Source organism: Nonomuraea sp. NPDC049646, assembly GCF_044465525.1.
In the GTDB taxonomy this organism is placed as follows: Bacteria; Actinomycetota; Actinomycetes; order Streptosporangiales; family Streptosporangiaceae; genus Nonomuraea.
Map to the genome: position 1 here is coordinate 984047 of NZ_JBITLU010000001.1, position 26305 is coordinate 1010351.

The following is a 26305-nucleotide window of genomic DNA, read 5'->3' on the forward strand; positions in this document are numbered from 1 at the left end:
ACTTCCCGGCGCTTTGTCACCGGGCGAAGCCGGACGTGTCCGGCCGAACACAGGAGGTTTCCATGGCCAAGGGCTACTGGGTCAGTGTCTATCCCGCCATTCCCGCCCCTGAGACGCTGACTGCCTACAACGAGCTGGCGGGTCCGGCCGTCCGGGCTGCGGGCGGGCGGGTCCTGTCCCGTGGCGGTCGAGTCGTCGCCCACGAGGCCGGAATCGCGCAACGCGTCGTTCTGATCGAGTTCGACAGCTTTGAACAGGCCGTCGAGGCTTACGAGAGCGAGGCGTACAAGAAGGCGCTGGTGGCCCTCCCCGACGGCTTCGAGCGCGACTTCCGCATCATCGAAGGCATCGACTGACCGGCGGACCCGGCCCTCCCCGAGCATCCGTCACCTGATGCGCGCACGGCGCTCAACGTTGTCGGCGGGGTTGTCCAGCATCAGCGGTGTCGATGTCTGAGATCATCCATGGGCCACGCCATCGGCAGTGCGGTGATCATCCGCTGTCCGGTGCAGGACGGCACCGGCTGAGGCGGGCCGGTACGCTCCAGGACTCGTTCGGTCGTCCGTTGCGGCCAGGCCGTTCACGGCTGCCAGTTCCTTGTGTCGAAGGGGGGCCGATGTCCTGGCCGAATGTCACAGTGGTTGATGCGTGCGTGCGGCGCGACGGCCGGGGCGGTAGCCCCACGGCCGTCACCGACGACGACCCGGCGGCGACGGACGCGGACCGGCGGGCGGTCGCTGCTGCGGCCGGCACCTCGCACGCGGCGTTCCTCGGCCCAGGGCGGACGCCGGACGGTGGCCGGCCGGTCCGGTTCTTCACCGTCACCGCCGAACTGCCCGGCTGCGGCCACGGCACCGTTGCCGCGCAGGCCGTCCGGTTGACCCGCACCGCGCTGAGCGAGCTGAACGACCGCCAGCACACCGGCGGACGCACGTTCGACACCGTCGCGATCCGCCGCTCCGCCGGCATCGAGGTGTGGTTCGACCAGGGCCTCGTCGCGCTGCGTCACCCGGCGCCGGACGAGCGCGCCGCGATCGTCACCGCGCTCGGCCTCACCGCGGACGATCCGCATCCGGCCGACGCGCCACGGATCGCCGCGCCCGGCGCACCGCGCATGCTGGCGCCGGTCCGCGACCGGTCGGCGCTGTTCCGAGTCCGCCCACACCTCGGCGAGCTGACAGCGGCGTGCAGACGGTACGGGCTCCTCGGCTGCTTCGTGTACGTACCGCCGGTGGGCGACCGACCGGGTGCGGCGCGGATGTTCGCGCCGGCGATCGGTGTCGACGAGGACGTCGCCAACGCCAACAGCACCGGCTGCCTGGCCGCCCACCTGCTCGACACGACAGGGGCGCAGACGGTCGCGATCGAGGTGGAGCAGGGTGACACCCTCGGTCGACCGGCCAGCGTGCTCGCCTCGGCCCGGCGCGTGCCGGCGGGCATCACGACCCGGGTCGGCGGGCTGGCAGTGGTCCGCCGAGGCGACGACCAGACCGTCTCCCCTGCGATCCGCGCATGAGGCTGGGACTGCCCGCTACGGTCAAGCGCTGGCTCCCGGCGCCGGGCGCCAGCGGGACACGGCGCCGAGGGCGCGGCTGAGCGTCCATCGGGAGACGCTCAACCTGGCGGCCACGGCGCTGCGGGTTTGTCCGGCGCCGTTCTCGTTCGCGGCCTGCGACAAGGGCGTTAACGGCACCGGAACGCCGCGGCGGTCTCGGCCGGGGCCGCTCGGCCAGCAGCCCGTACAGCCGGGCGCTCTCAGCCCGACGCACCTCGCTGACCAGGCGGGTCAGCGTCGTGATCCAGCCGAGCCACCGTCAAGCCCGGTCCGATCCGCCTCGCCGGCCTGCAGGGCACCAGGGGGCTGCTGGTGAACGATTCCCCCAGCGTGGAGAGCCGGTAGACCGCGCCTGTGTGCATCGACGCTTGATCGGCGCTGTTGCCTCTCACGACGAGTCCGCGTGCCTGGAGACGTCGTAGCGCCTGGGTCAGCACCTTGTCGCTGACTCCCGCGATCCTCGCGAGCAGTTCCTTGCGTCGCGTCGGCCCCAGGCGCGGGGCCGAGAGGACGACAGGATCCCAGGAGCACGCGGTTGGGTGGCTCGTCCTCCCCTGTCACGCTGCCCAGGACGATTCAGAAATCGGAGGCTCGCGGACGCTCGGACATGACACGACAGTTCTGGCGCCTCCGCAGCACCCACGTGAGGGTGGCGCCGTCGTTGATCACGACGGAGATCCCGGCCGGTGCTCCCGGACCGGTGAGTCGCCGAGCATCAGGTACGGTCTCCGGCTCCGGGGACGATCAAGCCGGTCTCGTATGCGACGACCACCGCCTGGGCGCGGCTGGACAGCTTGAGCTTGGTCATGAGGCGGCCCAGGTGGGATTTGACGGTGGCCTCGGCGATGTCCAGGCGGGCGGCGATCTGCTGGTTGGTCAGGCCCTGGCCGACCAGGTGCAGCACGGCGGTCTCCTGGCTGGTGAGCCGGGCGAGTTCCTCGGGCCGGCGCCGGTTGGGTTCGGGCGTGGTGACGAAGTGGTGGACCAGGCGCCGGGTGACGCTGGGCGCCAGCAGCACCTCGCCGCGGGCGACCGTGGCGATCGCGGCCAGCATCTGGTCGGCGGGGGTGTCCTTGAGCAGGAATCCCGAGGCGCCGGCGCGCAGGGCGGCGAAGACGTGTTCGTCCAGGTCGAAGGTGGTCAGGATGAGGATCTTCGGTGCCGGGCCGGCGGCGTGGGCGAGGATGTGGCGGGTGGCGGCGACCCCGTCCAGGTTGGGCATGCGGATGTCCATCAAGATGACGTCCGGGGCGGTCGCCGCGGCTTGGGCGATGGCTTCGTGGCCGTCGGCGGCCTCGCCGACGACAGCGAGAGCGGCGTCGGTGCGGAGGAGGGCGACCAGGCCCGCTCGGACCAGGGCCTGGTCGTCGACGACCAGGACACGGATGGTCCCGCGGTCGGTGTCAGGGCCGGTCATCGGGACGCTCCCCCTCGCGGTGCGCTCTGCTGCTGGTGGGGGCGAGCCGCGGCGAAGGCGGACTCCGCGAGCGAGGAGGCGGGCTCGGCGAGCGATGAGAGGGGCTCGGCGAGTGGGGAGGCGGGCAGGTGCGCGCTCACGGTGAAGCCGCCGTCCGTACGTGGGCCGGCGGTGAGGGTACCGCCGTAGAGGGTGGCTCGTTCGCGCATGCCGATCAGCCCGTGCCCGTCGGCGGCGCTGTGCCCGGCGGCGGCCGGGCCGTTGTCGCCGACCTGCAGCGTGACGGCGGCGGGGTGGTAGGTCAGGGTGAGGGTCACGTCGGCGTGCGGGGCGTGTTTGAGCACGTTGGTCAATGATTCCTGGGCGATGCGGTACAGGCACCGGTCCACGCCGGGCGGCAGCGGGCGTGCCTGACCGGAGGTCTCCCGCCGGATCGACAAGCCCGACAGGCGGGAGCGTTCCAGCAGCCTGTCCAGCTGGTCCAACCCCGGCTGGGGGGCGTAGGAGTCCTCGCCGGTGTCGGACGTCAGGCGCAGGACCGACAGCATGTTCCGGAGTTCGGCCAGCGCCTCGCGGGTGGTGGCGGCGATCGCGGTGAACGCTTCACGTGCGGCGTCGGGCTCGGTGTCGATCAGGCGGCCGCCGGCGCCGGACTGGATCGAGACGACCGACAGGTGGTGGGCGACCACGTCGTGCAGTTCCCTGGCGATGCGCACGCGTTCTTCGGCGACCGCTCGCAGGGCTTTCTCCTCGCGTTCGATCTCCAGGTGGCGGGCGTGCTCGATGAGATCCTGGTGGCGCAGCCTGCGGCTGCGCACCCCCTCCCCGATGGCCCAGGCCGCGCCGAGCTGAAGCGCGTTCTCGACCAGGCTCTTGAGGATCGCGAAGGTCAGCCCGGACCTGACTAGGTCGGGAACGAGGATGCCCGCCATCAACGCCAGGGCCAGGACGCCGTCGCGGTGGCCCTCCCGGCGGTAGGCCGCGACGGTGTAGAGGCTGACCAGCACCGGCGGAGCCTGGAATCCGTTGGGGTAGCCGGCCAGGCCGCAGCCGATCAGGCCCGCCGTGATCACCGCGAGGACGGCGACGGGGTGGCGCCTGCGCAGCACCAGCGGCGCGCTGGTGAGCACCGCCAGCAGGTACGCCAGCACGACCGGGTCATGGGCCGACAAGGCGGCCTGGGTCACCGCGAGCCCGGTCGACACACCGGCCAGCAGGCTGTCGGCGACCATCACCGGCAAGCCGCGCCACCAGCGGCCCCATCGTCGCACCACGTTCATGAGACGAAGGTAGCCGCCACCATGAACCGCTTTGTCCTCCTTTGGGAGGAGTCGTCGTTAGGGCAGCGGTTGCAGAGAAGCGGACGGTTGGTGTGCCGGTGGCAGGGCCCGGATCGACCTTCCGCACGATGCCCAGTGGCTGCTCAGAGCCCTAGTTTTGGATACAGCCGGTGATCAATGATCAACAGGGGGGCACCCCTGGGCCCGGACACATCACTACCGGAGCGTCGAAACCCGACGCGCGCCGGATCCGCAGGAAACAACCCCTTCACCAAGGAACGACGCATGCTCCTCATCAAGAGTGGAACGGCTGCCGCAATGGCCCTCACCGCCGGAATCGGATTGGGCGCCGCCGGACCGGCACAGGCCGCCACCCCCCTGGACCGCTTCCACCATCAGACGATCACCTGGCGCTCCTGCGCGACCGGACCCGGCGATCAGATGGGCCGGCAGATGGACGCCGCCGGCGCTCGGTGCGCCACCGTCCTGGTCCCGATGGACTACCGCAGGCCGCAGGGGCGGACCCTCTCCATCGCGCTCTCCCGGATCAAGGCCACCGATTCCTCGCGGCGCCGCGGCGTCCTGCTGCTCAACCCCGGCGGGCCGGGAGGCGCCGGCCTCTCGATGCCGCTCCTGGGCAAGGAGATGCCCGCGGTCGCGGCCCGTTACGACCTGGTGGGCATGGACCCCCGATTCGTCGGCCGCAGCACACCGATCAGCTGCCGGTGGCAGACCGACACCTTCCTCCGCTCGGCGGGACCCGACCGGCGTGCCTTCGACGAGGGGGTGCGTCTCGCCGAACAGTTGGCGGCGGGCTGCGCCGAGAGCAATCTCCAGACCCTGCCGTACGCCACGACCAGGAACACCGCACGCGACATGGACGTCATCCGGGCCGCGCTCGGCGAGCGGAAGCTGTCCTACCTCGGTTACTCCTACGGCACCTACCTGGGCGCGACCTACCTGCAAATGTTCGGCTCGCGGGCCGACCGGGTGGTGCTCGACAGCGCCGTCGACCCGCGGGTGTACGGCCCGCGCATGTTCTCACGCGCCGCCCCCGCGATGGACGCCGCGCTGCGGCGCTGGGCGTCCTGGGCCGCCTCACATGACGAGAAGTACGGGCTGGGCGGGACGCGTGACGCCGTCCTGACGACCGTGGAGAAGATCAACCGGCGTCCCGTGCAGATCGGCGGATACCGTGTCGACGCCCATGTCGTGCCGTACTGGCTGTTCGCGCGTCTCTACAGCGACGACCCGCAGTCCTATGCCGTCCTCGCCGAGGAGGCGCGGGCGCTGAGCCGCGGCGGCGAGACACCGCCGCCCGCCTCGCTGAAGGAGTTCCTCGACGGCCTGTTCACCGGTTCCGGAGAGGCCTCGGACCGGGCGGGCACGGCGATCCTGTGCGGTGACCGGGCCGTACCCCGCGACCCGGCGACCTACTACCGCGACATCCAGCGGCACCGTGCCGCCGAACCACTGTTCGGCCCGCTCGCCCGCAACATCACCCCGTGCGCGTTCTGGCCGGTCAAGCCGCTTGAGGCGCCCACGAGGATCGGGAACGACGTACCGGCGCTGATCGTCGGCGCGGCCGGCGACCCCGCGACGCCCTACCCGGGCCAGCAGGCCATGCACCGGGCGCTGACCGGCTCCCGCATGATCACATTGAACGACGCCTTCCGCCACGGCGCCTACCTCGCGGCGGGCAACGCCTGCGTCGACACCAAGGTGACCAGCTACCTGGTCGACGGCGCCCTGCCCGGCAAGGACGTCACCTGCGACCGCCCGGCCGTCTGACACCACCTCGGGTCGACGGTGACGCGCGTGGAGCAGAGCGCCCTGACGCCCACCCCGTTGTAGTCGTGTCAGTGGAGAGGATCTGGTCGTGCACCGGTATGCCCTTCAGCGCCAGCGCTGGAGTTTGTCAGGGTTCAGGATGATCCACACCGCCGTGACCTCGGCTCCGGCCACGCTCACGCTGACCACCGCCACGGCCTTGCCCGCCCGCCGCAGCACGAGCCCCGTCCTGCCGTTCACCAATCCGATGGCCGGCTCGGTTCCTGGCTGGCCGATCAGCAACGCCGTGACGACCCGCGCGACCGCGTCCGCGCCGTAAGCAGGCCGTACGGCGACGCGCACCTTGCCGCCGCCATCGCTGACGACGATCGCGTCGGCGGCCAGGACTTCCCGCAGCGCCTCGGTGTCGCCCGCCTGGCAGGCCGAGGCGAACCGGCGGGCCACCCGCTCGTGCCTGGCGAGCATCTCCGTGCCGTACCCGGCCTGGCGCGAGGCCGGGTACGGCACGGGCTGGAACCGGGTCCCCCGGCCGCCGGGCACGTGGTCGGGGGCAGCGTCGGGAGCAGGGTCAGGGGCAGGGTCAGGGGCGGGGGCGGGGGCAGGGTCAGGGGCGGCGACGAGCTCCAGGCAGATGCTTCCCGCTGTCCGCGTCAGCCAGGCGCGCGGCACCGCGACGGCGGCGCGCTCCTCCTCGTCGAGGGCGTACCAGCGGCGATAGGTCTCCTGGACGACGTGGTCCGCCGTGGCGTCCGAGCCGAACATGCACAGAGCGATCTCGAGCAGGTGCTGCCGTTCGTCGAGCATCTCCGCCAGCGACTCGGCGCCCGCCTCGGTCATGGTCTGCCGCCTCCTTCATCGTTGGCAGATAAGACCGGACAGCCCGTTACGTTGTGACAAAGCGGCTGCGAGACCGCTTGAAGGCCTCGATCTTGGCCGGGTTGAGAATCCACAACAGGTGGTGGATCCCCTCCCTGGATGCCTCGACGGCGAGCAGGGCGACGTCCCTGCCGTCCTGGGTGACGAGCACGCCTGGCAGCCCGTTCATCTCGACCCACGTGATGGCGGTGCCCGGCCAGAACCGCGGCGAGAACGCGGCCACGAACCTGGCCACCCGCTCGGTGCCCAGCACGGGGAACTTGGCCGATCCCCTGATGCCGTCGCCGTCGGAGGAGCTGACGACGTCGGCGGCGAAGAGCTTCTCCAAGGCGCCGACGTTTCCCGTCTGGGCGGCGTGGAGGAACGTCTCCAGGAGGCGCCGGTGCTGGAGCCTGTCGATGGGCTCGTGGCGGACGGCGGTCACGCGCCTGCGGGCGCGGCTCACGATCTGCCTGACATTGACCGGGGTGAGCCGCAGGATCTCCGCTATCTGCGGATAGGGGTAGTCGAATGCCTCGCGCAGGACGTAAGCGGCGCGCTCGGTGGGATTGAGCCTTTCCAGCAGGAGCAGAAAGGCCAGCTCCAGCGCTTCGCCGCGTTCGGCGCCGACGGTGGGGTCCAGGCTGGTGTCCACGGGTTCCGGCAGCCAGGGGCCGATGTAGGACTCCCGCCGCACGCGCGCCGACTGCGCCAGGTTGATGGCCAGCCGGGTGGTGACCAGCGCCAGGAAGGCCGGCGGGTTCTCGATGGTTTCGCGGTCGGTGTCCTGCCAGCGCAGCCACACCTCCTGGACGATGTCCTCGGCCTCGGCCGCGCTGCCCAGCATCCGGTAGGCGATGCCGAACAGCCGCGGGCGCAGCTCGATGAAGGCGGAGGCCGCCCGATCGAGAGCGTCCGCCTGGTCCGGGGATTCCGTGTTCATGTGCCCCACATCGATTCGCCCGTCGGCTTGAACAGGGGTTCGTCAGCCTCGCGCGTGGTCCGCAGCGTCGAGGATAGTCGCTGTCACGGCGTCGGGCCGGGAGGCCGCGAGCGCGTGGGAGGCGCCGGCGACCTCGCGGGTGCCGCGCGAGTCCGCGCGCTCGGCCATGAAGCGCAGTGCGGCGGCCGGGATGTTGCGGTCCTGGTCGCCGTGGACGAACCAGGACGGGACGGTGCGCCAGGGCGCCTCGTCGGCGGCGAGCCCGTCGGACAGGGCGCGCTCGGTCACCGGCCGCTGCGTCGCGGCCATCAGCCCGGCCTCCTCGGCGTCGAGATCGGCACAGAACTGGCGGTGGAACTTGGCGGGGTCGATGCGGAACTCGTCGCCGCCGGAGGCCACCGGGTAGACCTGCAGCGCCTGGCCGAGCGTGCTGCCCTCGAACTTGCTCGACAGCAGCAGCGCGCTCTCGCCCGGCTCGGGGGCGAAGGCGGCGACGTAGACCAGCGCGCGCACGGCCGGGTTGCCCACCGCCGCCTGGCTGATCACCATGCCGCCGTAGGAATGGCCGACCAGGACGACAGGGCCGCCGATGCCGCCGATCACATCCCGCAGGTAGGTGGCGTCGCCCTCCACGCCGCGCAGTGGGTTGGCCACGGCGACCGCGGTGAGCTGGTTTCCCCGCAGGCGCTGGATGACGCGGTTCCAGCCGGCCGACTCTGCGAAGGCGCCGTGGACGAGGAGAACGACTGGTTGGTTCATGGGATTGCCTCTCTGGTTGTTCACTCGTGAAAGCCGATCTCGCGGTGGGTGCCGTCGCAGAGCGGTTTGTTGCCGGAGTGACCGCAACGGCACAGCGTCATCCGGTTCCTGGTCTCCAGCGGCAGGCCGTCCGATCGGGTGACGGGGATTCCACCGGTCACCCACAGCGCGCCGGCGAGCCCGTCCTCCTCCTCCAGCACCGAGATGGCGCGCGGGAGGTCGGCCTCGATCGTCTCGCCGCCGCGTTCGAGGGCATAGCTGTAGGAGCCGGAGGGGCAGTGATCGATGCGGCCCATGATGTCGGAGCGCACGTCGCTGTCGGCGGTGTCGTCGAGCATCTTGGCGATGGGCCTGGTCCGGCCGATGCAGAAGGCGGCGTGCACGCACAGCTCGCCCACCCGCCGCGCGGAGATGCCGACGCCGTCGTGCACGTGCTGCAACTCCTGGTAGGGCCGCATCGGCGCGGCCTCCGTGCCGTCGAAATCGGTCAGCGCGTGAGTGCCGTCGCAGAACGGCTTGGCGCCCGAACGGCCGCAGCGGCACAGCGCATAGGTTTCCTCGGTTTCCAGGGGCTCCCCGGTCTTCCAGGTGAGCGCGTTCTTCTGCTCAGCCGAGACGATCTTCCGCTTGCGCCGCAGGGGGACACGACCGTGGACGACGTATGGCCCGTCCCGGAGCACGACGATCCGCTGGTGGTCGCCCGCGCTCCAGCGGCGCAGCTCAGGCGGGACGTACTCGAAGGTGAGGCCGCCCCGCTGCATCAGCCCCTGCGCCTGGGCCTTGAGCGCGTACATCTCCCCGGTGGCGACGGCGAGCATCCTGGGGCTGCCGTTGAAGGCCAGCTCCAGCAGATGGAGGATCGCGCAGTAGGTGTGGTCGAACTCCTCCTGCGCGGCGCGGTCCGCAGGGTCGGGCGTCATGGGGAACACCCCGGTGAGATCCACCGGGAGCTTTTCACCGGTGGGCCCGGACTCGGGGGTGTCCCCGCGCCGGTAGCGGCGGCCGAGCTTCAGCTCCATGAAGCGGTAGTAATGGGCGACCTCGTCCTGGTCACCGTCCCAGACCTCGCCGCGGGCGTTGCCTTCCCCCTGCTCGACGATCTCCTTCAGCGCGTCCAGCGCGGAGGCGAGGTCGGTGACGGCGACGAGCCTGCCGCCGGTGTGACGGAAGTGGGCGCCGCTCACCTGCCGAGCCGGGTCGCCGGAGAAGACCTCCTTCTCGCCGAGCGTGTCGCACAAGTGGCGCAACCCCTGCTCGATCGCGGCGTAGAACTGGCCGATGGTCTCGTAGTCGTCGTCCTCCGGCGGGGCGCCTGGCGGTGCCGGCTGTTCCAGGCGCAGGAACATCTCCAGCGCTTCCGGGCCGAACGGCACCAGCGACAGGTCGAGGTCGCCGTGGGGCAGCTTGCGGGGGTGAGGCGGCAGCATCTCGGGCGTGTCGAGCCGCGGGGCGCCGCCGACGGCGTTGAGCAGGTTCGCCGCCAGCGCGAGATGCAGCATCTCCTCCACGAAGACGCTGCTCACCACCTCGACGGCCGCCGGGTTGCGCTCCGGGTCGAGAGAGTACAGCGCGGTCAGGTACGGCGGCAGGGTCGCGTGCTCCAGCTCGATCGCCCACTGCAGGTGCTCGCGCAGGCTGCCGAGCGTGCCGATCCGCGGCTCAGGCAACGTCGCCACCCGGCCGCGTGCCGTTCTCCAGCACCTCGACGGCGTCGCGCAGCCCCCGCAGGGCGATCCTCTCGCGATCGACGTCCGTCGGGTCGTACAGCCACTCGGTGACCGGCCGCCCCACCTCCTCTTCGGGGTGGCCGGCCTCCACGAGGGTCAGCTCCTCCTCGATCTCGACGTGGAGCTCGTACAGGAACTCGTTCTCACCGTTCGGGGTGCTCATGTCTCCTCCAAGGGATCTACAGTCGCCCGGCGATCCGGCCCGGCGCCGGCTCGCACGCATCCCCCGTTCGGTGATGCGGCCCGATCGCCAGCTAAGACAGGACAGCCCCGGCATTTGTGACAAGATCCGGCTATTCGACGAGCTTTCCCACGGTGGAGACCTCGCGCATGAGCGCCGTGATCTCGGCGGGAATCGGCGGGATGCTCTCCCTCTCCACCGATCCGGGGCCGGACCACACGAGGTTGACCTGCAGTGCGGGGTCGAGTTCCGGGTAGTCGGAGCGGTTGTGGCAGCCGCGGGTCTCACGGCGCTCGATCGCGGCTTCGATGGTCGCGCGCGCGGCGAGCGCCGCGGACTTCAGGTCGAAGGCGTGGGCCAGGTCCTGGAAGCCGGCGATGTCCGGGTGCACGCCGATCCCGCCGATGCGCGCCTCGACCGCGGCCAGCTCGGCGAGGCCTTTCCGCAGGCCGCCCTCGTCGCGTACCACTCCGGCGTGCTCCGTCATGATGTCGCGGAGAGCGCGCTGCAGCGACCGCACGTTCTCCGGGCCGTCGGCGGACAGGAGCTCGTCCACTTCCTCCCGCGCTGCGGCGAGCGCCTCGGCGGAGCGGCGCTGCGCGTCGAGCCCCGCGGAGTACTCCGCCGCCGCCCGGCCGACGATGCGGCCGAAGACGAGGAGCTCGATGAGGGAGTTGCCGCCCAGGCGGTTGGCGCCGTGCAGGCCGCTGGCCGCCTCCCCGATGGCGTACAGGCCGTCGACGCCCGTGCCGTGGTCCTCGGGACGCACCCAGACGCCGCCCATCGAGTAGTGCGCTGTCGGCGCGACCTCGATCGGCTTCTTGGTGATGTCGAGCATCTGCAGTTCCAGAAGCGTCTGGTAGACGCGAGGCAGCCGCGTCATGATCGTCTCGCGCGGCAGATGCGAGACGTCCAGCCACACGCCACCGTCCGGGGTGCCGCGACCTTCCTTGATCTCTGTGTATGCGGCCAGCGCGACCCGATCGCGCGTGGACAACTCCATCCGCTCCGGGTCATACCTGGACATGAACCGCTCGCCGAGCCGGTTGCGCAGGACCCCGCCCTCGCCCCGGGCCGCCTCGGAGACCAGCGTGCCCGCCGCGTTCTCCGGCGCGATGAGACCGGAGGGGTGGAACTGCACCAGCTCGGGGTCGCGGATGCGGCAGCCGGCCAGGACGGCCAGGCGGAAGGAGTCGCCGGTGTTCTCGTCACGCCGCGAGGAGGTGCGCCGCCAGATCCGGGTGTGGCCGCCCGCGGCCAGGATCACCGCATCGGCATGGATGACGTAGCGGCTGCCGTCGGTCAGATCGAACCCGTACGCGCCGAAGACCGCGTTGTCGCGCACGAGGATCCGCGTGATGTACACGGTGTCCAGGACGCGGACGTCGAGCTGGGCCGCCCGATTGATCAGCGTGCGCTGGATCTCGAGTCCGGTGTAGTCCCCCGCGTACGCGGTGCGCCGGAAGGTGTGGGCGCCGAAGAAGCGCTGGGAGATCCGTCCGTCCCGCTCGCGTGCGAACGGCATGCCGTACCGCACGAGGTCCTCGATGCCGCGTGCGGCCCCCTCGGTGACGATGCGCACCGTCTCGGGGTTGGCCAGCAGGTAACTCTCCCTGAGAGTGTCGGCCGCGTGCTGCTGCCAGGTGTCTGCGGGGTCCATCGTGGCGAGGGCCGCGTTGATGCCGCCTGCCGCGAGCGAGGTGTGTGCGTCCGCCTTCGGCCGTTTGCCGACCGCGAGGACGTCCACCCCGCCTTCGGCGAGTTCGACGGCCGCCCGCAGCCCGGCCCCGCCGGTCCCGATGACCAGGACGGACGTGGCGATTCTGTTCTCTGACGCGTACATGATGCTCCTTCGGTCACGTGCCGCCCAGATGGCGGCGACACGACGGCGACGACGCACCCGGCCAGGACGCTCTCGCCCGGCAGGATGATCGTGAACAGGCCGTGACGCTCGGCGACGTGGGCGAGCCGGAGCAACCAGCCCGCCTCGGCCAGGCTCCTGGGCGAACGCCCACTAGGACCGGACAGCGTCGCGATATGTGACAGACCGCCGCGAAAGCTGTCAAAGGCAGCGGGCGAGGCCGGCGGCGAGCAGGCATCCTCCAGAAGCGCAGGCTCCGCCTTCCCGCTCCTGCTCAGAGCCGGCGAGCGCCTGGCGCCGCGACCGCGCCAATGGTGCTGCGCACCGTGACGGGCAGCGGCTACCTGGCCCGGTACGCGGCGCAAGCACACCGTCGAATGGCACCCGCGCAAGCTCTTCGCCAGGCTCGAAGGCCGGCGATCGGGACGGTGGTGTGACGAGCGTCATGTCACGGGCGGCCTGCCGCATTTTGTCTCTGTCATGACGGTCCATGAGTCACCGCCGGGCCAACGGCGCGATGGACGTCGATTCGAGAGACGATGCGGGAGAAGAGATGTTCGTCAAGAAGAGGTTGTTCATCGCGGCCGTGTCGCTGATCGCCTCTGCCGCTGGAATGACGGCGTCGGCTTCGGCCGACGACGGCGGTGCCTCGATCAGCTCCTGGGGCTTTCCCGGTGAGGGATCCGACTGGCAGCCGGTGACCTACGCCGGCGGGCAGATCACCAGCAGGTCCACTCCGGGAGAGGCGCGCGACAACCGCGGCAACATCCTGCACGCCTGGCGCGGCGCCGACAACGACTCCATCTGGATCTCGTTGAACAACGGGCCCGCGTACTCGCTGCCCAACGCGCAGACATGGACTCCTCCGCGGGTGATCTGGACGGACGACGGGGGCCGCGGCAACTTCCGGATCTTCCACACCGGCACCGAGGGCCACGTCTACCAGCACCGCGTCCAGCTCAGCACGAGCTACCAGCTACCTGCCACGCTGCCCAGCTGGACCAGGATCCCCAACGACACGCGCACCACCGACACCGAGCCCGTGGCGGCCGCCGCGCTCCCCGGCAACTCCTTCATGCTCGCCTGGAACAGCCAGTCCACCGACGACATCTGGACGATCTACTACAACGGCGACACCGGCACCTACAGCTCGCCCAGCGTCGTGCCGGGCGCGCGGAGCAAGGACGCGCCGGGACTGGCCGCCCAGGTGGGCAGCAGCGCCGACCCCGCCCCCTGGAACCAGGTCGTGCTCGCCTTCACGGGCACCGACAACTACGTGTACATGTCGCGGCAGCGGTACGGGACCGGCAGCTGGACCAATCCGTTCCGGGTCTATGCGACAGGCACCCCCGGCTACACGAGGAACGGCCCGTCCGTCGCGCTCTCCCGGAGCGGCTACGGCGTCATCACGATCACCGAGGACCGTGACAACACCATCGGCAGTTACATGATCTCGCGCGACGGCGGCTGGAGCGGCTACTACGAGGAGAACAGCTTCGCGCTCTCACCCGGCAGAACCCCGCTGGCCGTGGTGGCCGGTACCGATCTCTACTACGTGCTCAACGGTTCGGCCGGCGGCAAGAGCGGCGTGCTGTGGAAGAAGGTCTACGACTTCGCGGCGATGCCCACGCCGTCGGCCCCGCAGTGGTGAGGCGGACGGCGGCCACGGTGTCCGCCCTGCTGCTCGGGTTGTCCTCGCCGGACATCGCCCCGGCAGCGTGGGCGGCGGCCACCTCCCCGATGCCCGTGACCGCGCCTGCCGCGGCGGAGGACCCGCCGTCGGCGGGGCCTGGAGCGTCCGGCCCTGACCTGAGCAGCGCCAACCGCACAGCCCCGCCGGCCGGTCTGCCGGACTGGTCACGCGCCGGGTACCGAGGCGGCCAGGAACTGCCTGAGGGCGACACGGATCTGACCGACGACGCCTCCTGCCGCATCTCGCCGGAAGAGCTCGCCTCCTCCTACGGCGTGACGGCGGACGACGGGGCCGACGACACCGCCGGGCTGCAGAAGGCGATCGACCACATCAAGAGCGACTGCTCGCCGAACGCCAACTTCAACCGGCTCTCGCTCATCGAGCTGCCCTCCGGCCGGATCGACGTCACCCAGCAGATCTACGTGGACGCCGGATTCCTGATCGTACGGGGCAAGGGCGCCGGCGACGGCGGCACCCGGCTGGTGTTCAGGCCCGGCCTCCGGACCCGCTACGACCAGGTGATCAACGGCCGGTGGGACCAGGAGAGCATGACCGCCGGCACCGCCCCCGACATCGGCAACGGCGGCTGGATCTGGCCGGGGCGTGGCATGTTCCGGGTCCAGACCCGGGAGGTGGCTGCCCGGTACAAGGACGACTGGGAGCTGGCCTCCAGCCTGCCCATGCGCAAGGACCTCTACGAGGGCAGCGTCAACCAGCACTGGGTCTCCGGCTTCAAGGTGGCCGCCGCGGCCGACGACCCGGGCTTCTCGGCACGGACGGGAGACACGGTCGTGCGGCTGGACGCGAAGGCCGACATGACCAGGTTCAGGCCAGGCGGCTATGTCTGGGTGGGCGCCGCCAACAGCAGGAAGTTCTACGCGCAGCAGGGCATCACCGATCAGAGCATGATCGAGGCGCTGCACATGCGGCAGGAGATGTTCCGGCTCAGCCGCATGGACGCCACGGCCAAGACGATCACCCTGGACCGGCCGCTGAAGTGGGACCTGCCGGTGAACTCCGAATCGGACGGCTCCGAACCGCTGAACGGCGGCGGCACCCCGTACGCCAGCAAGGTCACGCCGCTGACGGTGGTCGAGGGCGTCGGGTTCGAGGACTTCTCCTTCACCCAGGACATGAACGGCCTACCGAAGATCGGCGGCCAGGAGACGTACTCGCTCACTCCCGAGCAGGCCGTGCACAACTACGGCAACCTGGCGCCCGAGTACGCCATGCACGGCATCGTGTTCAAGTGGGCGGCGAACAGCTGGGCGCGCGGCCTCAGGGCCACGATGACCGGCTCACACCCCATCGTCACCGAGGTGGCGCGCAACCTGCAGATCGAGCGCAACAGCTTCGACGGCGCCTGGAACAAGGGCAAGGGCGGCAACGGCTACCTGCGCGGCAGCCGCGTGTGGGACTCGCTGTGGGCGCACAACCTCAGCCGCAACCTGCGCCACTTCACCTTCCAGTGGTCGGCGGGCGGCAACGTCGCCTTCCGCAACGACCTCGACTCCGACCTGAACCTGCACGGCGGCTGGGAGCACGACAACCTGTTCGAGCAGAACACGGTGCGCGTCCCCTACGAGCACCGCTCGGCCAGTTGCTCCGCCAACTGCGGCGGCGAGGGCGGCGAGATCGACGCGGGCACCTGGTATCCGATCTGGTGGGCGGCCGGCCCCAAGGCGGGCAAGTGGGCCGGCTCCTCAGGGCCGCAGAACGTCTTCCACGACAACACGCTGAGCAAGCAGACCACCGCGGACGGGCCGTTCGAGCCGTACCGGCCGTACGGCGCCCAGGTGGGCACCGCCTTCCAGTTCGGATCGGACGCCGCCGACCCGCGCGCGTTCCTGCCCCTGAGCCAGAACGGGCAGGCGATCACGGACTGGACCGGACGGGAGACCCTGAACTACCAGGGCAACGGCGTGGCCGCCCTCGACGTGGGACACCGGCACTCGCTGTTCCTCCGCGAGACCGGCGGCGAGCTTCCTCCACGTGACCCGAAGCTCGTCGAGATCAAGGCGGCCACCTGGAACATGGCCGGCGCGTCCTCGCAGCAACAGGGCGACCGGTACGCGACCGCGCTGCCCGCCCTGCACACCCGGGCGGATCCTCCCCGGGAGAACGACCTCCTGGCGCTCCAGGAGAGCGGCTATCCCGCCGCCCAGCACTTCTGGGGCAAAGAAACCTACGCGCAGACCGACTACGTCAAGAGGATGCGCGACGGCAGCACGAACGCGCCTCCCGTCGAGGAACTCTGGCTCAGCCGAACCACTGGCGGCCGCGGCGGCGGTTACCTCTACTGGCTGAACACCAACGTCGACACCGGCTCCGGCGCCCCGGAGAAGATCAATCTGGCCGTCTGGACGCGGAGAAGTGTCCGCAGCGACGAGATATTCGTCGTCCCCGGAGCGACGCGGAACGGCGTTCACGAGGGCAAGTCCCGTCCCGCGCTCGGCGTCAACTATTGCGGGGTCGTCTACTTCACCTGGCACGGGGCCGCACAGGGCGGCACGGACAACGTCACGATGCTGCGGAACATCAGGAGTCGTATGGAGAACGCCGGCCCGAACGGGCAGCCACTGCGCTGGGTGGTCCTCGGCGACTTCAACATGGAGGTCTATGGGCAGGCGGGATTGCTGAACGCCCTCGGCGGCGACTCCCCTCAGTTCGACGTGCTGCCCTCAAGCGGGCCCACCCGGCCCGTCACGGGACGCACCATCGACTACGCCGTCACCCGCAACGGCCTCACCCCGGTGCTCTACAGGGGTTACGGGTTCGGGACGCCGATGACCGACTTCGAGATGTCGGACCACCTTCCCGTCGAATACGACTTCTCCTATCTCACCGAGGACCAGCGGTGCACGACGTCCCAGCCGGCGCGGCAGGCGAAGGCCGTCCCGCGGACGACGCAGAATCTCAGAAGCGCCTCCAGCACCCGCTCCCCCTACCCTTCGGGTTCAGGGACGCGGCCCGGCAGCAGCCGCCTCAAGACCAGGATGTTCGGCCGGTCCGAGCAGAGCGCGCACAATTTCCGGTTCCTGGCCGCCGGGGACGACCCGGGTCACTACCGCGTGCTGCACAGCCTCACCCGTACCTATCTGGGCCAGGAATCCGGCCTCGCCGACGCGCCGGCGATCCTCCAGGGCTCCGACGAGGGCGACTCCCAGCTCTGGCGACTGCTCGACATGGGCGACGGCACCTGGATCCTGCTGAACAAGGCCACCGGTCAGGCGTTGACCAGACTGGATCGCGCCGACGGCGAGGAACTGGTGGGTCGTGACCTCGCCGACGAATTCGATCCCGACCAACGCTGGTTCCTCCAGGACGCCGAGAACGAGGCACTGGACGTCGATGAGATCGTCACCGGCGCGGGATCGGCCATGACCGTGCAGGACTCCGATCCCGGACCGGGCACGCCGGTGGTGCTCGAACCCGACAGCGACGATCCCGAAGAAGAATTCATGCCCATATACGCCGACAAAACCGAGGATTATTACTGCTACTACCTCGTCCAGAAGGGACTGTACGTCAATTCGACAGCCACCGATCCCGCGGTCGGCGACGGCAACCGGCTCACCCTGAACGAGTTCCGTCCCAATGACGGCGGCTACATGTTCTGCACCCCGTCGGCCGACAGGCACGCCGCGCAACTGACGGCGGTGGGCCAGTACGACGCGCAGGGCCGCTTCCTCGCCCTCGGCACCACCGGCCCCGGCCTGCTGGCGCTGAGCGCGTCGTACGGGCTCACCTGGAACTGGAAACCCCTCGCAAGCTGACTCCCGGCGGCATCGCGCCCGCCGATCAGCACACCAGATCACGACCCATGACGAACGCCTTCGCCGGGCCGCGGACACGGCCCCCGCCAGTGCCGTACGGCCGCCCGGCGAAGGCCCGGCGTCCTCGTCTCTCGCCATGCCGGGGGCGAGAGCGTGATCACAACGAGCAGTCGCGATCCCGGTGCTCGTCGAGCGCGCGCAGCACGTCGGCGCATGCCTGCGCGAAACCGGCCAGCCGCTCGGGGCCCAGCACGTCGATGAACAGAGCGTGCACCAGCTCGGTGTGCTCGGGGACGGCCTTGTCGATCGCCGCGTGCCCCTTGTCGGTGAGCCGCACGTCGGGATAGCGGCGGTCGTCGGAGCCCACCCGCTCGACCAGCCCGCGCTGCGCCATCCGGGTGAGCTGGTGGGACAGGCGGCTCTTCTCCCACTGGGTCGCGGCGGCCACCTCCGCGACGGGCATCTCCCGCCGCTCGGACTCCGCGAGCCGGACCAGGACCTCGAAGTCGGCCGCGGACAGGTCGCACTCGCGCTGCAGGTGCTGCTGCAGGTGTGAGCCGAGGTGCTTGGCCATCTCGATGTACGTGCGCCACATCCGGTCGGCCTCGCCGATGTCCTGCTGCCATCCCATGACGCCCACTCTATCGGTTGCTTGACGTATCAACCTGGCGCTGTATGGTGGCCAGGTTGATACATCAACCTGAACACCTGAGGGGACCGTACCTGTGAGCGAGCAGCAGATCATCGCCGTGGTGGGCGCGACCGGAGCGCAAGGAGGCGGGCTGGTCCGCGCGATCCTCGACGACCGCGGCGGGCGCTTCGCCGCGCGAGCCCTGACCCGGGACCCGGGTTCGGCGCGGGCCAGGGAGCTGGCCGCGCTGGGGGCCGAGGTCGTGGGGGCCGATCTCGACGACGTGGGCAGCCTGCGCAGGGCGTTCGACGGCGCACACGGCGCCTTCGTGGTGACCAACTTCTGGGAGCCGCGCACGCCCGAGGAGGAGCGGGCACGGCCCGCGACCATCAAGGAGCGGGAGCAGGCCGGCAACGCCGCGCGGGCGGGCCGGGAGGCCGGCGTCCGGCATTTCGTCTGGTCCACGCTGTCCGACACCCGCGGCTACTTCCGTCCGGACGACGGGACGCCGAGCTTCGAGGGCGCGTACAAGGTGCCGCACGCCGACGGCAAGGCCGAGGCCGACCTGTTCTTCCTGGAGTCGGGCGTGCCCACCACCTTCCTGCAGGCGAACGTCTACTACGAGGCGTTCCGGGACATGTTCGCGCCCCGGCGTGACGAGACGGGCGCGCTGGTGCTGCCGCTCGGGTTCGGCGAGGCGGGGGTGGCCGCGCAGGCCGCGGAGGACGTCGGCAGGACCGCGCTGGGGATCTTCCGCCGCGGCACCGCGATGGCCGGCCGGCGGGTGAGCGTCGCCGGGGCCGTGCTCACCGGCGCGCAGTACGCCGCCGCGCTGAGCCTGGCGCTCGGCGAGCCCGTCACGTACCAGGCGGTCAGCCCCGACGTGATCCGGGCCGCGGGGTTCCCTGGCGCGGGCGAGGTCGGCAACATGCTCCAGTACCTGATCGCGGCCGCCCCCGACATCGCCGAGCTCATCGACTTCAAGCTGCTGCGCGAGCTCAACCCGCGGCTGCAGTCGTTCGACGCGTGGCTGGCCGTCCACCGCGACACCATCCCGCGCTGACCGGCGGCGGTCGCCGCGCGTCCCATGCCGACGGGAGGAGGCGAGGACGATCCTGCCACGGCCCGTTCTCAACGACCTGTTCCGGCGCGGCGTCGCGGTCAAGGCGCGACGGTGGGGCCCAGGAGCGGCAGGCCCGCCGCGTACCGCCGGAAGAAGCCGGCGGTCGGGGTGTTCGCGATTGCGACGGTGTCCGGGGTGCCCTCCGCGATCACCGCGCCCCCGTCCGGACCGGCTCCCGGCCCCAGGTCGATCACCCAGTCCGCGGACGCGGCGACCGGGATGTCATGTTCGGCCACGACGACGGTGTTGCCCGAGTCGAGCAACACGTCGAACGCGTCCACCACCCGCTGGATGTCAGAGGGGTGCAGGCCCGAGACGGGTTCGTCGAGAACGACCAGACCGGCCTTGCGCCCCGCGGCGCCGCGCTGGATGGCCGACGCCAGCTTCAGCCGCTGCGCCTCGCCGCCGGACAACTCCGTGGCGCTCTGGCCGAGCTGCAGATAGCCGAGCCCGACCTGGTTCAAGGCTCCCAGGGTTTCGGCGAGTTGCCGGGGTTTCGTGAACCGCTCCACCGCCTCGGCGACGGTCAGCTCCAGCACCTGATCGATGGCCAGTCCCTGGTACTCGATCTCCAGGGCCTCCGGCGTGTAGCGCCGCCCCTGGCATGCGTCGCAGACCACCCACACATCCGGCAGGAAGTGCATGTCGACCAGCTTGCGGCCGTAACCGGTGCAGGGCTCGCAGCGGCCACCGCCCGCGGTGTTGAAGCTGAACCAGGACGCGTTGACCCCGCGTGCGCGTGCCAGGTCGGTTTCGGCGAACAGCTTGCGGACGACGTCGAACGCCTTGCTGTAGGTGGCCGGGTTGGATCGCGGCGTGCGCCCGAGCGGTTCCTGATCGACGACGGCGACCCAGTCGAACCCCTCCAGGCCGGTCACCTGCCGCACGGTGTCGACCGTCGTCCCGTTCAAAGCGGCCTCCACGCTCGCCGCGAGCGCGGCGAGCAGGCTGCTCTTGCCGCTGCCGCTCACCCCGGTCAGGCAGGTGAGCCGGCCGGCGGGGAAACGCACCAGGTCTGCGGTCACGTTGTGCGCGCGCAGGCCGTGCAGCGCCACCCAGCCGGTGTCATCCCCGGCCGGACGGCGGGTCCGGCGCAGCCGTGGCCCCTCACCGGCCAGGTAGCGTCCGGTCAGTGAGGTGGGGTGGGCGGCCGCGTCGGAGGGAAGCCCCGACACCAGGATCTCGCCGCCCAGGCGGCCGGCGCCGGGGCCCATGTCGATCACCCAGTCGGCGCGGGCGATCAGTTCGGGGTCGTGCTCGACCAGGAGCACCGTGTTGCCGGCCTTGCGCAGTTCCAGGGCGATGTCGAGCAGGTGCGCCTTGTCCGCCGGATGCAGCCCGGTGCCGGGCTCGTCCAGGACGAAGACGATGCCGCTCAGCTCGGTGCTGAGCTGCGCGGCGAGCCGGGTTCGCTGCAACTCGCCCCCGGACAGTGTCGCCGCGCTCCGGGACAGCTGGAGGTGGGCCAGGCCGAGGCGGTCGAGGATGCCGAGTCTGCGGCCCAGGTCCTGCAGCAGCGGCTCGCCCACCTCGCGCTGCCGGGCGTCCAGGTCGCCGGCCACCCGCTCGGCCCAGCCGCGGACTTCCCGCACGTCCACCTGGAGCAGGTCGGGAAAGGTCAGCCCGCCGAGCCGCACGGACCGGGCCACCTCGTCGTACCCGCTGCCGCCGCAGGTGCCGCAAGGCTGCTTGCGCATGTACGGCAGGTAGCGCTGCTTGGCGCTGGCGGTCTGGGCGTTCAGGAACACCCGCTCCACCTCGGCCAGCGCGCCCCGCAGCGGCTGGCTGGAGGTGTAGGTGACCGAGACCGTCTCCTTCTTGCTGGTCATGTCGACGGTCGCCTCGACCTTCTCCTCACCTGTGCCGTACAGCACGCAGTGGCGGAACTCCTCCGGCAGCGACCGCCATGGCAGGCCGAGGTCCACGCCGCGCTTGTCGGCGAGCGCCGGCACGAACGCGTGCTCCCCCGACCGCCACTTGGCGTACCAGGGCGAGGCCCCCTCGAAGAGGGGAAGCTCCGGACGGGTGATGATCAGGTCCTCCTGCGCCTGCCAGCGCCCGCCCACCCCGTGACAGTCCGGGCAGCTGCCTTCCGGGGTGTTGCGGTCGAAATGGGCGGTCGTCAGATGCCCGTTGACGCTCTGCGCCGCCGGGTCCGCGCCGATCGCCGGAAGGCGCGAGTACAGCAGTCCCAGGTGTCCGTCGATGCCGGTGATCGTCGCGACCGTGGACCGGGGGTTGCGGTTCAGGCGGCGCTGGTCGACGGCGAGCGTCGCGCCCAGTCCCAGGATGCGGTCGACCTTCGGCCGGTTGCGCTGGGTGATGTACTGCCGCACGAACGGCGAAAGCCCCTCCAGATAGCGCAGCTGGGCCTCGTTGTGCAGGGTGTCGATGGCCAGCGACGTCTTGCCGCTGCCGCTCACCCCGGTGAAGGCGGTGAGCCACCCCTTGGGGATGCTCACCGACACGTCCCGCAGATTGTTGGTACGAGCCCCCACCACCTCGATGGCCTCTCGCCCCATGCCGGCGACGTCCCGTACGAACGCAGTCAACCTTGATCCACCCTCTCGCAACACAACAGAACACAGGCGGACGGACTCCCGCCCATGTCGAACACGTTGATTCCGCCACTACGCGGCCGCTTGATCAGATCTCTCCGGGGCTTCGCGCACATCGGCGCGGACCGGTGCGTTGATGATCGCCCGGAAACCCGACGCCTTGTGTCATGTTTCATCCGTCGTTCGTCTTGCGGGGATGGCGAACCGGCGTTGCCACAGGCGAGACCGACTGCGTAGACCGTGCCGTTCCGGGCAGCGCGCTCACCGCGGAGACTCCTGAACGGTCCCGCTCAAGCCGGCCTGGGCGGCGTCCCCGTCGGCCAGAACGATTCCGTCCCTGCCGTCGGAGCCGGACGCGCTGACGCCGGACGATCCGCGACCGCCTTCAGCCGGGTTCCGCGCTGGGCGCCGACGTGCTCAAGCCGCCACCCGCACCCCTGGGCCGTACGGACCGGAGAGGGTTCGGGGCTTGCCGCGGCGACGTCTGGAGAGGTGGGAGTCGGCGCGGACGCACCTCGCGGCGGCGGCACGGCGGCGCACCCCGCAGTCAGGACGGCTCCGCGACGGCGTACGCAGCGCTACTCACGCCCGAGACCCGAACGCGCGACCAGTGGTGGCAAGCGGGCGAGATCGCCACCGCCCCGGCCGCGCCCGCTCAGCAGCCGGGCTAGACGTCGCCGTCCGGGCGCAGGGCGTGCAGGACCGCAGAAGTGTCCAGGTAGAACGGGTGTATCTCGGTGATGCGATCATTCTTGATCGTCATCAGCTGCATCACCGAGGTCTCCAAGGCCCGGCCGGTGGCGCGGGCGCGCAGGATGCCGCGGTTCCAGACCACGACACTGCCGCCGTCGACCACGTACTTCTGCTCCAGGAACTCCAGGGACTGCCATGCCTCGCTCATGGCGGCCATGAACTGCTCGATGCCGCTCGGTCCGCGCCAGATGCCCCCGTAGGGCAGGGAGTCCGCCTGGTACATCACGACCTCTGGGTCCAGGCACTCGGCAAGCCGGCCGAAGTCGGCCTTGCCGAGGCCCCCTGCGGCGATGTAGGCGACCTCCGCCCGGTAGAACCTCTCCAGCACCGCCAGTGAGCTCCTGCCCTCGTCGCCACCCGAAACCGGACCGTCATTCGTCATCGCTTCTGCCGTCATGCGCTCATCATGTCCGCTCCGGACAGAATGCATCCGGCGGAAATCGGACCCGTAGGCGGCAAGCTCGCCACCGACGATCCTCGACCTGCCCCTTGCCCTGCCGGGGGGACCGGCGCCGCGACATCGTCCGCCAGACCAGGAAATGATCGGCGGGACACTCCCTAACCGCAGCCCGCGGGCGGCCCCTCGGACCAGCCGATCGGCTGCTGTCGCCGGTACTGCTCCAGGTCGAGGTGGTTGCCGTTGATCGCGTTGCGCCGCCGCAGTTCCGCCCAGTACACCGGGTCGAGAAAGATCGCGGGATTCCACAGCGACCGGGTCAGGTCCGACGGCCGGCCGAGGTACAGCACGGCGTCGGCGACCGCCCCCAGCGGCTGCCCGCACAGTGGCGGCGCGTCCATGAACTGCCCGGCGTCGACGGATGCCAGCCAGGTGCCCGCACACGGGATCACCGTGCGCCGGGGATGCCCCGCCAGGCGGGGATGCGTGCCGGACACGATGACGTGGACGCGGCTGCCGGTGCGCTGTTCGATCAGCGCGACCACGTGGTCCGCGCTGCCGTGCAGGACGTGCCCGCTGCCGTAGCAGATCAGCGCCCGGCGCCCCTTGGCCAGCACCTCCCGCTCCACCAGGGACGCCGCGAACGCGTCGCGCTGCTCAAGGAGCGCGTCCACCTGCGCCTGCGTGCTGATCTTGGACCAGTCGATCGGCGGATCGCCGAGCAGCACCCGGATCCGCCGCTGCGGCGGCAGCGTCCAGTTGACGGCGCGGACCGTGCGGAAGAACTGCTCCCTGATCGGCTGGTCGCCGGTGCCCGCGGGCGACTGCGTGGTGTCGCGCCACACCTTGCGCAGCGTCGCGTCGTCGACCGCCCCGCCGGCGACGAACCGGTCGACGACCGGCTGGTGGCGCGCGTTGCCGAACTCGACGACGACGTCGTCGACCGCCTCCGGCAGCCGCGGGTCGGCCAGCAGGAGCTGCAGCGCGTCGCCGTGCTCCTGCTGGCCGTGCGCCTCACCGATCGCCACGAGCCGGTGATGGTCGAAGCCCGCGAGCACCCCACGGGCGAAATCCGTGGCCGACGTCGGCCTGCTGCTCTCCCCCGCCCGCCCGGCGGGCAGCAGCCCCCCGAGCGCCGCACCGGCTCCCGTCACGGCCAGCGCCCTGCGCCGCGTCCATCGTGCGTCTGTCATGCCCACGGTTGTACGGCAGGCCCGGTGTCACCCCGGTGACACCGGATCCCTGGCATCGTGAACGGCATGCGCGTTCTGGTGGTCGAGGACTTCGAGGTGCTGGCCCGCACGATCGGCACCGGGTTGCGCCGCGAGGGCATGGCGGTCGACGTGGTGCTGGACGGCGACGACGCGCTGGCCCACCTGGCCGTGGTCCGCTACGACGTCGTGGTGCTCGACCGCGACCTGCCCGGCACCCACGGCGACGACGTCTGCCGCGAGATCGCCGCAGGCGGGGCCGGGTCGCGGGTGCTGATGCTCACGGCCGCGAGCACCGTGCGGGACCGGGTCGAGGGGCTGGGGCTGGGGGCCGACGACTACCTGCCCAAGCCGTTCGACTTCGCCGAGCTGGTCGCCCGGGTGCACGCGCTCGGCCGGCGTTCCGCGCCCGCCGTGCCGCCGGTGCTGCGGATGGGCGAGCTCACGCTGGACCCCGGCAGGCGGGTGGCCTCGCGTGGCGGGCGCCCTCTGGAGCTGACGCCGAAGGAGTTCGCGCTGCTGCGCTGCCTGCTGGCCGCCGGCGGCCGGGTCGTCCCGGCGGAGGAGCTTCTGGAGCGGGTCTGGGACGAGCAGGCGGACCCGTTCACCACGGCGGTCAAGACGACGGTGCGGCGGTTGCGGATCAAGCTCGGCGATCCGCCGGTGATCGAGACCGTCCGCGAGGGCGGCTACCGGATCGGACTCCCGCGATGAGCCGGCCCTCCCTGCGGGTCCAGCTCACGGCGCTGTACGCCGGGCTGGTGCTGGCGGTGGCGGTTCCGATGCTGCTGCTGGTCGGGTTCCTGTTCGGCAGGGGTCAGGACCGGCTGCGGGCGGGCGACGCCGTACCGCCGCCCGACACGGGCGCGCAGCAGGTCGACGCAGCGCTCGCCGTCACCGCGGCCGTCGTGGCGGCCCTCTCCGTGGTGGCCGCGTGGTGGCTGGCCGGGCGCTTCCTGCGGCCGCTGCGCGCGATGACCGTGACCGCCACGGAGATCTCCGCGACGAACCTCAACCGGCGGCTCGGCCTGCGAGGGCCCGACGACGAGCTGACCAGGCTGGCCCGCACGCTGGACGACCTGTTCGCGCGACTGGACTCCGCCTTCGCGGCGCAGCGGCACTTCGTGGCCAACGCCTCGCACGAACTGCGGACCCCGCTGGCCGGGCAGCGGGCCGTCCTGCAGGTCGCGCTCGCCGACCCCGGCGCGACGGCCGATGGGCTGCGGGCGGCGTGCGAGGAGGCCCTCGACCTCGGCGTACGGCAGGAGCGGCTGATCGACGCCCTTCTCGTCCTGGCCGAAGGGCAGCGCGGCCTCGCACACCGGCAGCCGGTCGACCTGGCCGGCATCACCCGCGAAGTCCTGCTCTCCCGGCCGACGCGCCTCACCGTCGAGGCGTCCCTGGACCCCGCGCCGGTGAGCGGCGACCCGGACCTCCTCGCCAGCATGATCGGCAACCTGGTCGACAACGCCCTCCTCCACAACATCCCGGGCGGGAGCGTCACGATCGCCACCGGGCCCGACGGTCTGTCGATCGGCAACACCGGCCCGGCCGTCCGGGTGGACGACCTGGACCGGTTGTTCCAGCCGTTCCAGCGGCTCAGCCCCCAGCGCACCCACACCGCCGGGGGCCACGGCCTGGGCCTGGCGATCGTGCGGGCCGTCACCGAGGCCCACGGCGCGGACCTGTCCGCCGTCCCGCGCCCCGGCGGCGGACTGACCGTGACCGCTCGCTTCCCCTGACCGGTCAGGCGGACCGCTGGCCGGAGTCCGCCCGTAGAGGCGCCGGGCGCCC

Annotated in this window: 20 protein-coding genes and 1 pseudogene; 8 read left to right on the forward strand and 13 right to left on the reverse strand. The window is 71.1% G+C overall.

Translation table 11 applies throughout. The features are described 5' to 3' along the window. Positions 1-62 precede the first annotated feature (62 nt). Together ACIBQ8_RS04440 and ACIBQ8_RS04445 are read left to right on the forward strand one after the other, a co-directional pair. Entirely contained in the window at positions 63-356 is a 294-nt protein-coding gene (locus ACIBQ8_RS04440) for a DUF1330 domain-containing protein (protein ID WP_397191063.1), read from the forward strand. 260 nt (positions 357-616) lie between these two features. Further along, positions 617-1516 carry a PhzF family phenazine biosynthesis protein gene (locus tag ACIBQ8_RS04445; RefSeq protein ID WP_397191064.1) on the forward strand — a complete coding sequence of 300 codons (900 nt, stop codon included), beginning with the start codon at positions 617-619 and terminating at the stop codon, positions 1514-1516. A gap of 239 nt (positions 1517-1755) precedes the next feature. Here ACIBQ8_RS04445 and ACIBQ8_RS04450 read toward each other — a convergent pair. From ACIBQ8_RS04450 to ACIBQ8_RS04460, 3 genes and pseudogenes are all read right to left on the reverse strand, one after another. Continuing rightward, positions 1756-2067, reverse strand: a pseudogene (locus ACIBQ8_RS04450) (winged helix-turn-helix transcriptional regulator); the annotation flags it as partial. Between the two features lie 203 nt (positions 2068-2270). Next, positions 2271-2972: a response regulator gene (locus ACIBQ8_RS04455; protein ID WP_397169030.1), complete on the reverse strand. Its 702-nt coding sequence runs from the start codon at positions 2970-2972 to the stop codon at positions 2271-2273. Further along, positions 2969-4252 carry a sensor histidine kinase gene (locus ACIBQ8_RS04460; protein ID WP_397191065.1) on the reverse strand — a complete coding sequence of 428 codons (1284 nt, stop codon included), beginning with the start codon at positions 4250-4252 and terminating at the stop codon, positions 2969-2971. The genes ACIBQ8_RS04455 and ACIBQ8_RS04460 overlap by 4 nt, the downstream gene beginning before the upstream one ends. Positions 4253-4537: 285 nt before the next feature. On the opposite strand from ACIBQ8_RS04460, the gene ACIBQ8_RS04465 reads away from it, so the two are divergent. After that, the gene (locus tag ACIBQ8_RS04465) at positions 4538-6043 is read left to right on the forward strand and encodes an alpha/beta hydrolase (protein ID WP_397191066.1); all 1506 of its coding nucleotides are present in this window, start codon (positions 4538-4540) and stop codon (positions 6041-6043) included. A gap of 105 nt (positions 6044-6148) precedes the next feature. Here the strand turns inward: ACIBQ8_RS04465 and ACIBQ8_RS04470 are convergent, their stop codons facing one another. The 6 genes from ACIBQ8_RS04470 to ACIBQ8_RS04495 all read right to left on the reverse strand — a co-directional run bounded on the left by ACIBQ8_RS04470 (position 6149) and on the right by ACIBQ8_RS04495 (position 12351). After that, positions 6149-6880 carry a hypothetical protein gene (locus ACIBQ8_RS04470; RefSeq protein ID WP_397191067.1) on the reverse strand — a complete coding sequence of 244 codons (732 nt, stop codon included), beginning with the start codon at positions 6878-6880 and terminating at the stop codon, positions 6149-6151. Between the two features lie 46 nt (positions 6881-6926). Then, positions 6927-7841 carry an RNA polymerase sigma-70 factor gene (locus tag ACIBQ8_RS04475; protein ID WP_397191068.1) on the reverse strand — a complete coding sequence of 305 codons (915 nt, stop codon included), beginning with the start codon at positions 7839-7841 and terminating at the stop codon, positions 6927-6929. 42 nt (positions 7842-7883) lie between these two features. After that, positions 7884-8600, reverse strand: a complete 717-nt coding sequence (locus ACIBQ8_RS04480) for an alpha/beta fold hydrolase (RefSeq protein WP_397191069.1) — start codon at positions 8598-8600, stop codon at positions 7884-7886. Between the two features lie 20 nt (positions 8601-8620). Further along, entirely contained in the window at positions 8621-10267 is a 1647-nt protein-coding gene (locus ACIBQ8_RS04485) for a ferritin-like domain-containing protein (protein WP_397191070.1), read from the reverse strand. Beyond that, a complete protein-coding gene (locus ACIBQ8_RS04490) occupies positions 10260-10490 on the reverse strand; it encodes a hypothetical protein (RefSeq protein ID WP_397191071.1) in 231 nt (76 codons plus the stop codon). Before ACIBQ8_RS04490 ends, ACIBQ8_RS04485 begins: the two co-directional genes overlap by 8 nt. A gap of 130 nt (positions 10491-10620) precedes the next feature. Continuing rightward, entirely contained in the window at positions 10621-12351 is a 1731-nt protein-coding gene (locus tag ACIBQ8_RS04495) for an L-aspartate oxidase (protein ID WP_397191072.1), read from the reverse strand. A 571-nt stretch (positions 12352-12922) separates the two neighbouring features. Between ACIBQ8_RS04495 and ACIBQ8_RS04500 the strand changes: the two genes are divergently transcribed. Continuing rightward, the gene (locus ACIBQ8_RS04500; protein ID WP_397191073.1) at positions 12923-14020 is read left to right on the forward strand and encodes a hypothetical protein; all 1098 of its coding nucleotides are present in this window, start codon (positions 12923-12925) and stop codon (positions 14018-14020) included. 17 nt (positions 14021-14037) lie between these two features. Further along, positions 14038-17838, forward strand: a complete 3801-nt coding sequence (locus ACIBQ8_RS04505; RefSeq protein WP_397169048.1) for a hypothetical protein — start codon at positions 14038-14040, stop codon at positions 17836-17838. Between the two features lie 157 nt (positions 17839-17995). Here the strand turns inward: ACIBQ8_RS04505 and ACIBQ8_RS04510 are convergent, their stop codons facing one another. After that, positions 17996-18469 carry a MarR family winged helix-turn-helix transcriptional regulator gene (locus tag ACIBQ8_RS04510; RefSeq protein ID WP_397191074.1) on the reverse strand — a complete coding sequence of 158 codons (474 nt, stop codon included), beginning with the start codon at positions 18467-18469 and terminating at the stop codon, positions 17996-17998. Positions 18470-18563: 94 nt separating this feature from the next. Here ACIBQ8_RS04510 and ACIBQ8_RS04515 point away from each other — a divergent pair, with 94 nt between their 5' ends. Continuing rightward, positions 18564-19532 carry an NmrA/HSCARG family protein gene (locus tag ACIBQ8_RS04515; protein WP_397169052.1) on the forward strand — a complete coding sequence of 323 codons (969 nt, stop codon included), beginning with the start codon at positions 18564-18566 and terminating at the stop codon, positions 19530-19532. A 98-nt stretch (positions 19533-19630) separates the two neighbouring features. On the opposite strand, the gene ACIBQ8_RS04520 is transcribed toward ACIBQ8_RS04515, so the two are convergent. The 3 genes from ACIBQ8_RS04520 to ACIBQ8_RS04530 form a co-directional block, all read right to left on the reverse strand. Further along, complete coding sequence (locus tag ACIBQ8_RS04520; RefSeq protein WP_397191075.1) at positions 19631-22144, reverse strand: excinuclease ABC subunit UvrA; 2514 nt, start codon at positions 22142-22144, stop codon at positions 19631-19633. A gap of 673 nt (positions 22145-22817) precedes the next feature. Further along, complete coding sequence (locus tag ACIBQ8_RS04525; protein WP_397169055.1) at positions 22818-23300, reverse strand: nuclear transport factor 2 family protein; 483 nt, start codon at positions 23298-23300, stop codon at positions 22818-22820. Positions 23301-23461: 161 nt separating this feature from the next. Beyond that, positions 23462-24493 (reverse strand): hypothetical protein, encoded by a 1032-nt coding sequence (locus ACIBQ8_RS04530; RefSeq protein ID WP_397191076.1) that lies wholly within the window; start codon positions 24491-24493, stop codon positions 23462-23464. Positions 24494-24559: 66 nt separating this feature from the next. On the opposite strand from ACIBQ8_RS04530, the gene ACIBQ8_RS04535 reads away from it, so the two are divergent. Then, positions 24560-25225 (forward strand): response regulator transcription factor, encoded by a 666-nt coding sequence (locus ACIBQ8_RS04535; RefSeq protein ID WP_397169059.1) that lies wholly within the window; start codon positions 24560-24562, stop codon positions 25223-25225. Next, positions 25222-26253 (forward strand): sensor histidine kinase, encoded by a 1032-nt coding sequence (locus ACIBQ8_RS04540; protein ID WP_397191077.1) that lies wholly within the window; start codon positions 25222-25224, stop codon positions 26251-26253. Before ACIBQ8_RS04535 ends, ACIBQ8_RS04540 begins: the two co-directional genes overlap by 4 nt. The last annotated feature ends 52 nt before the right edge of the window (positions 26254-26305 follow it).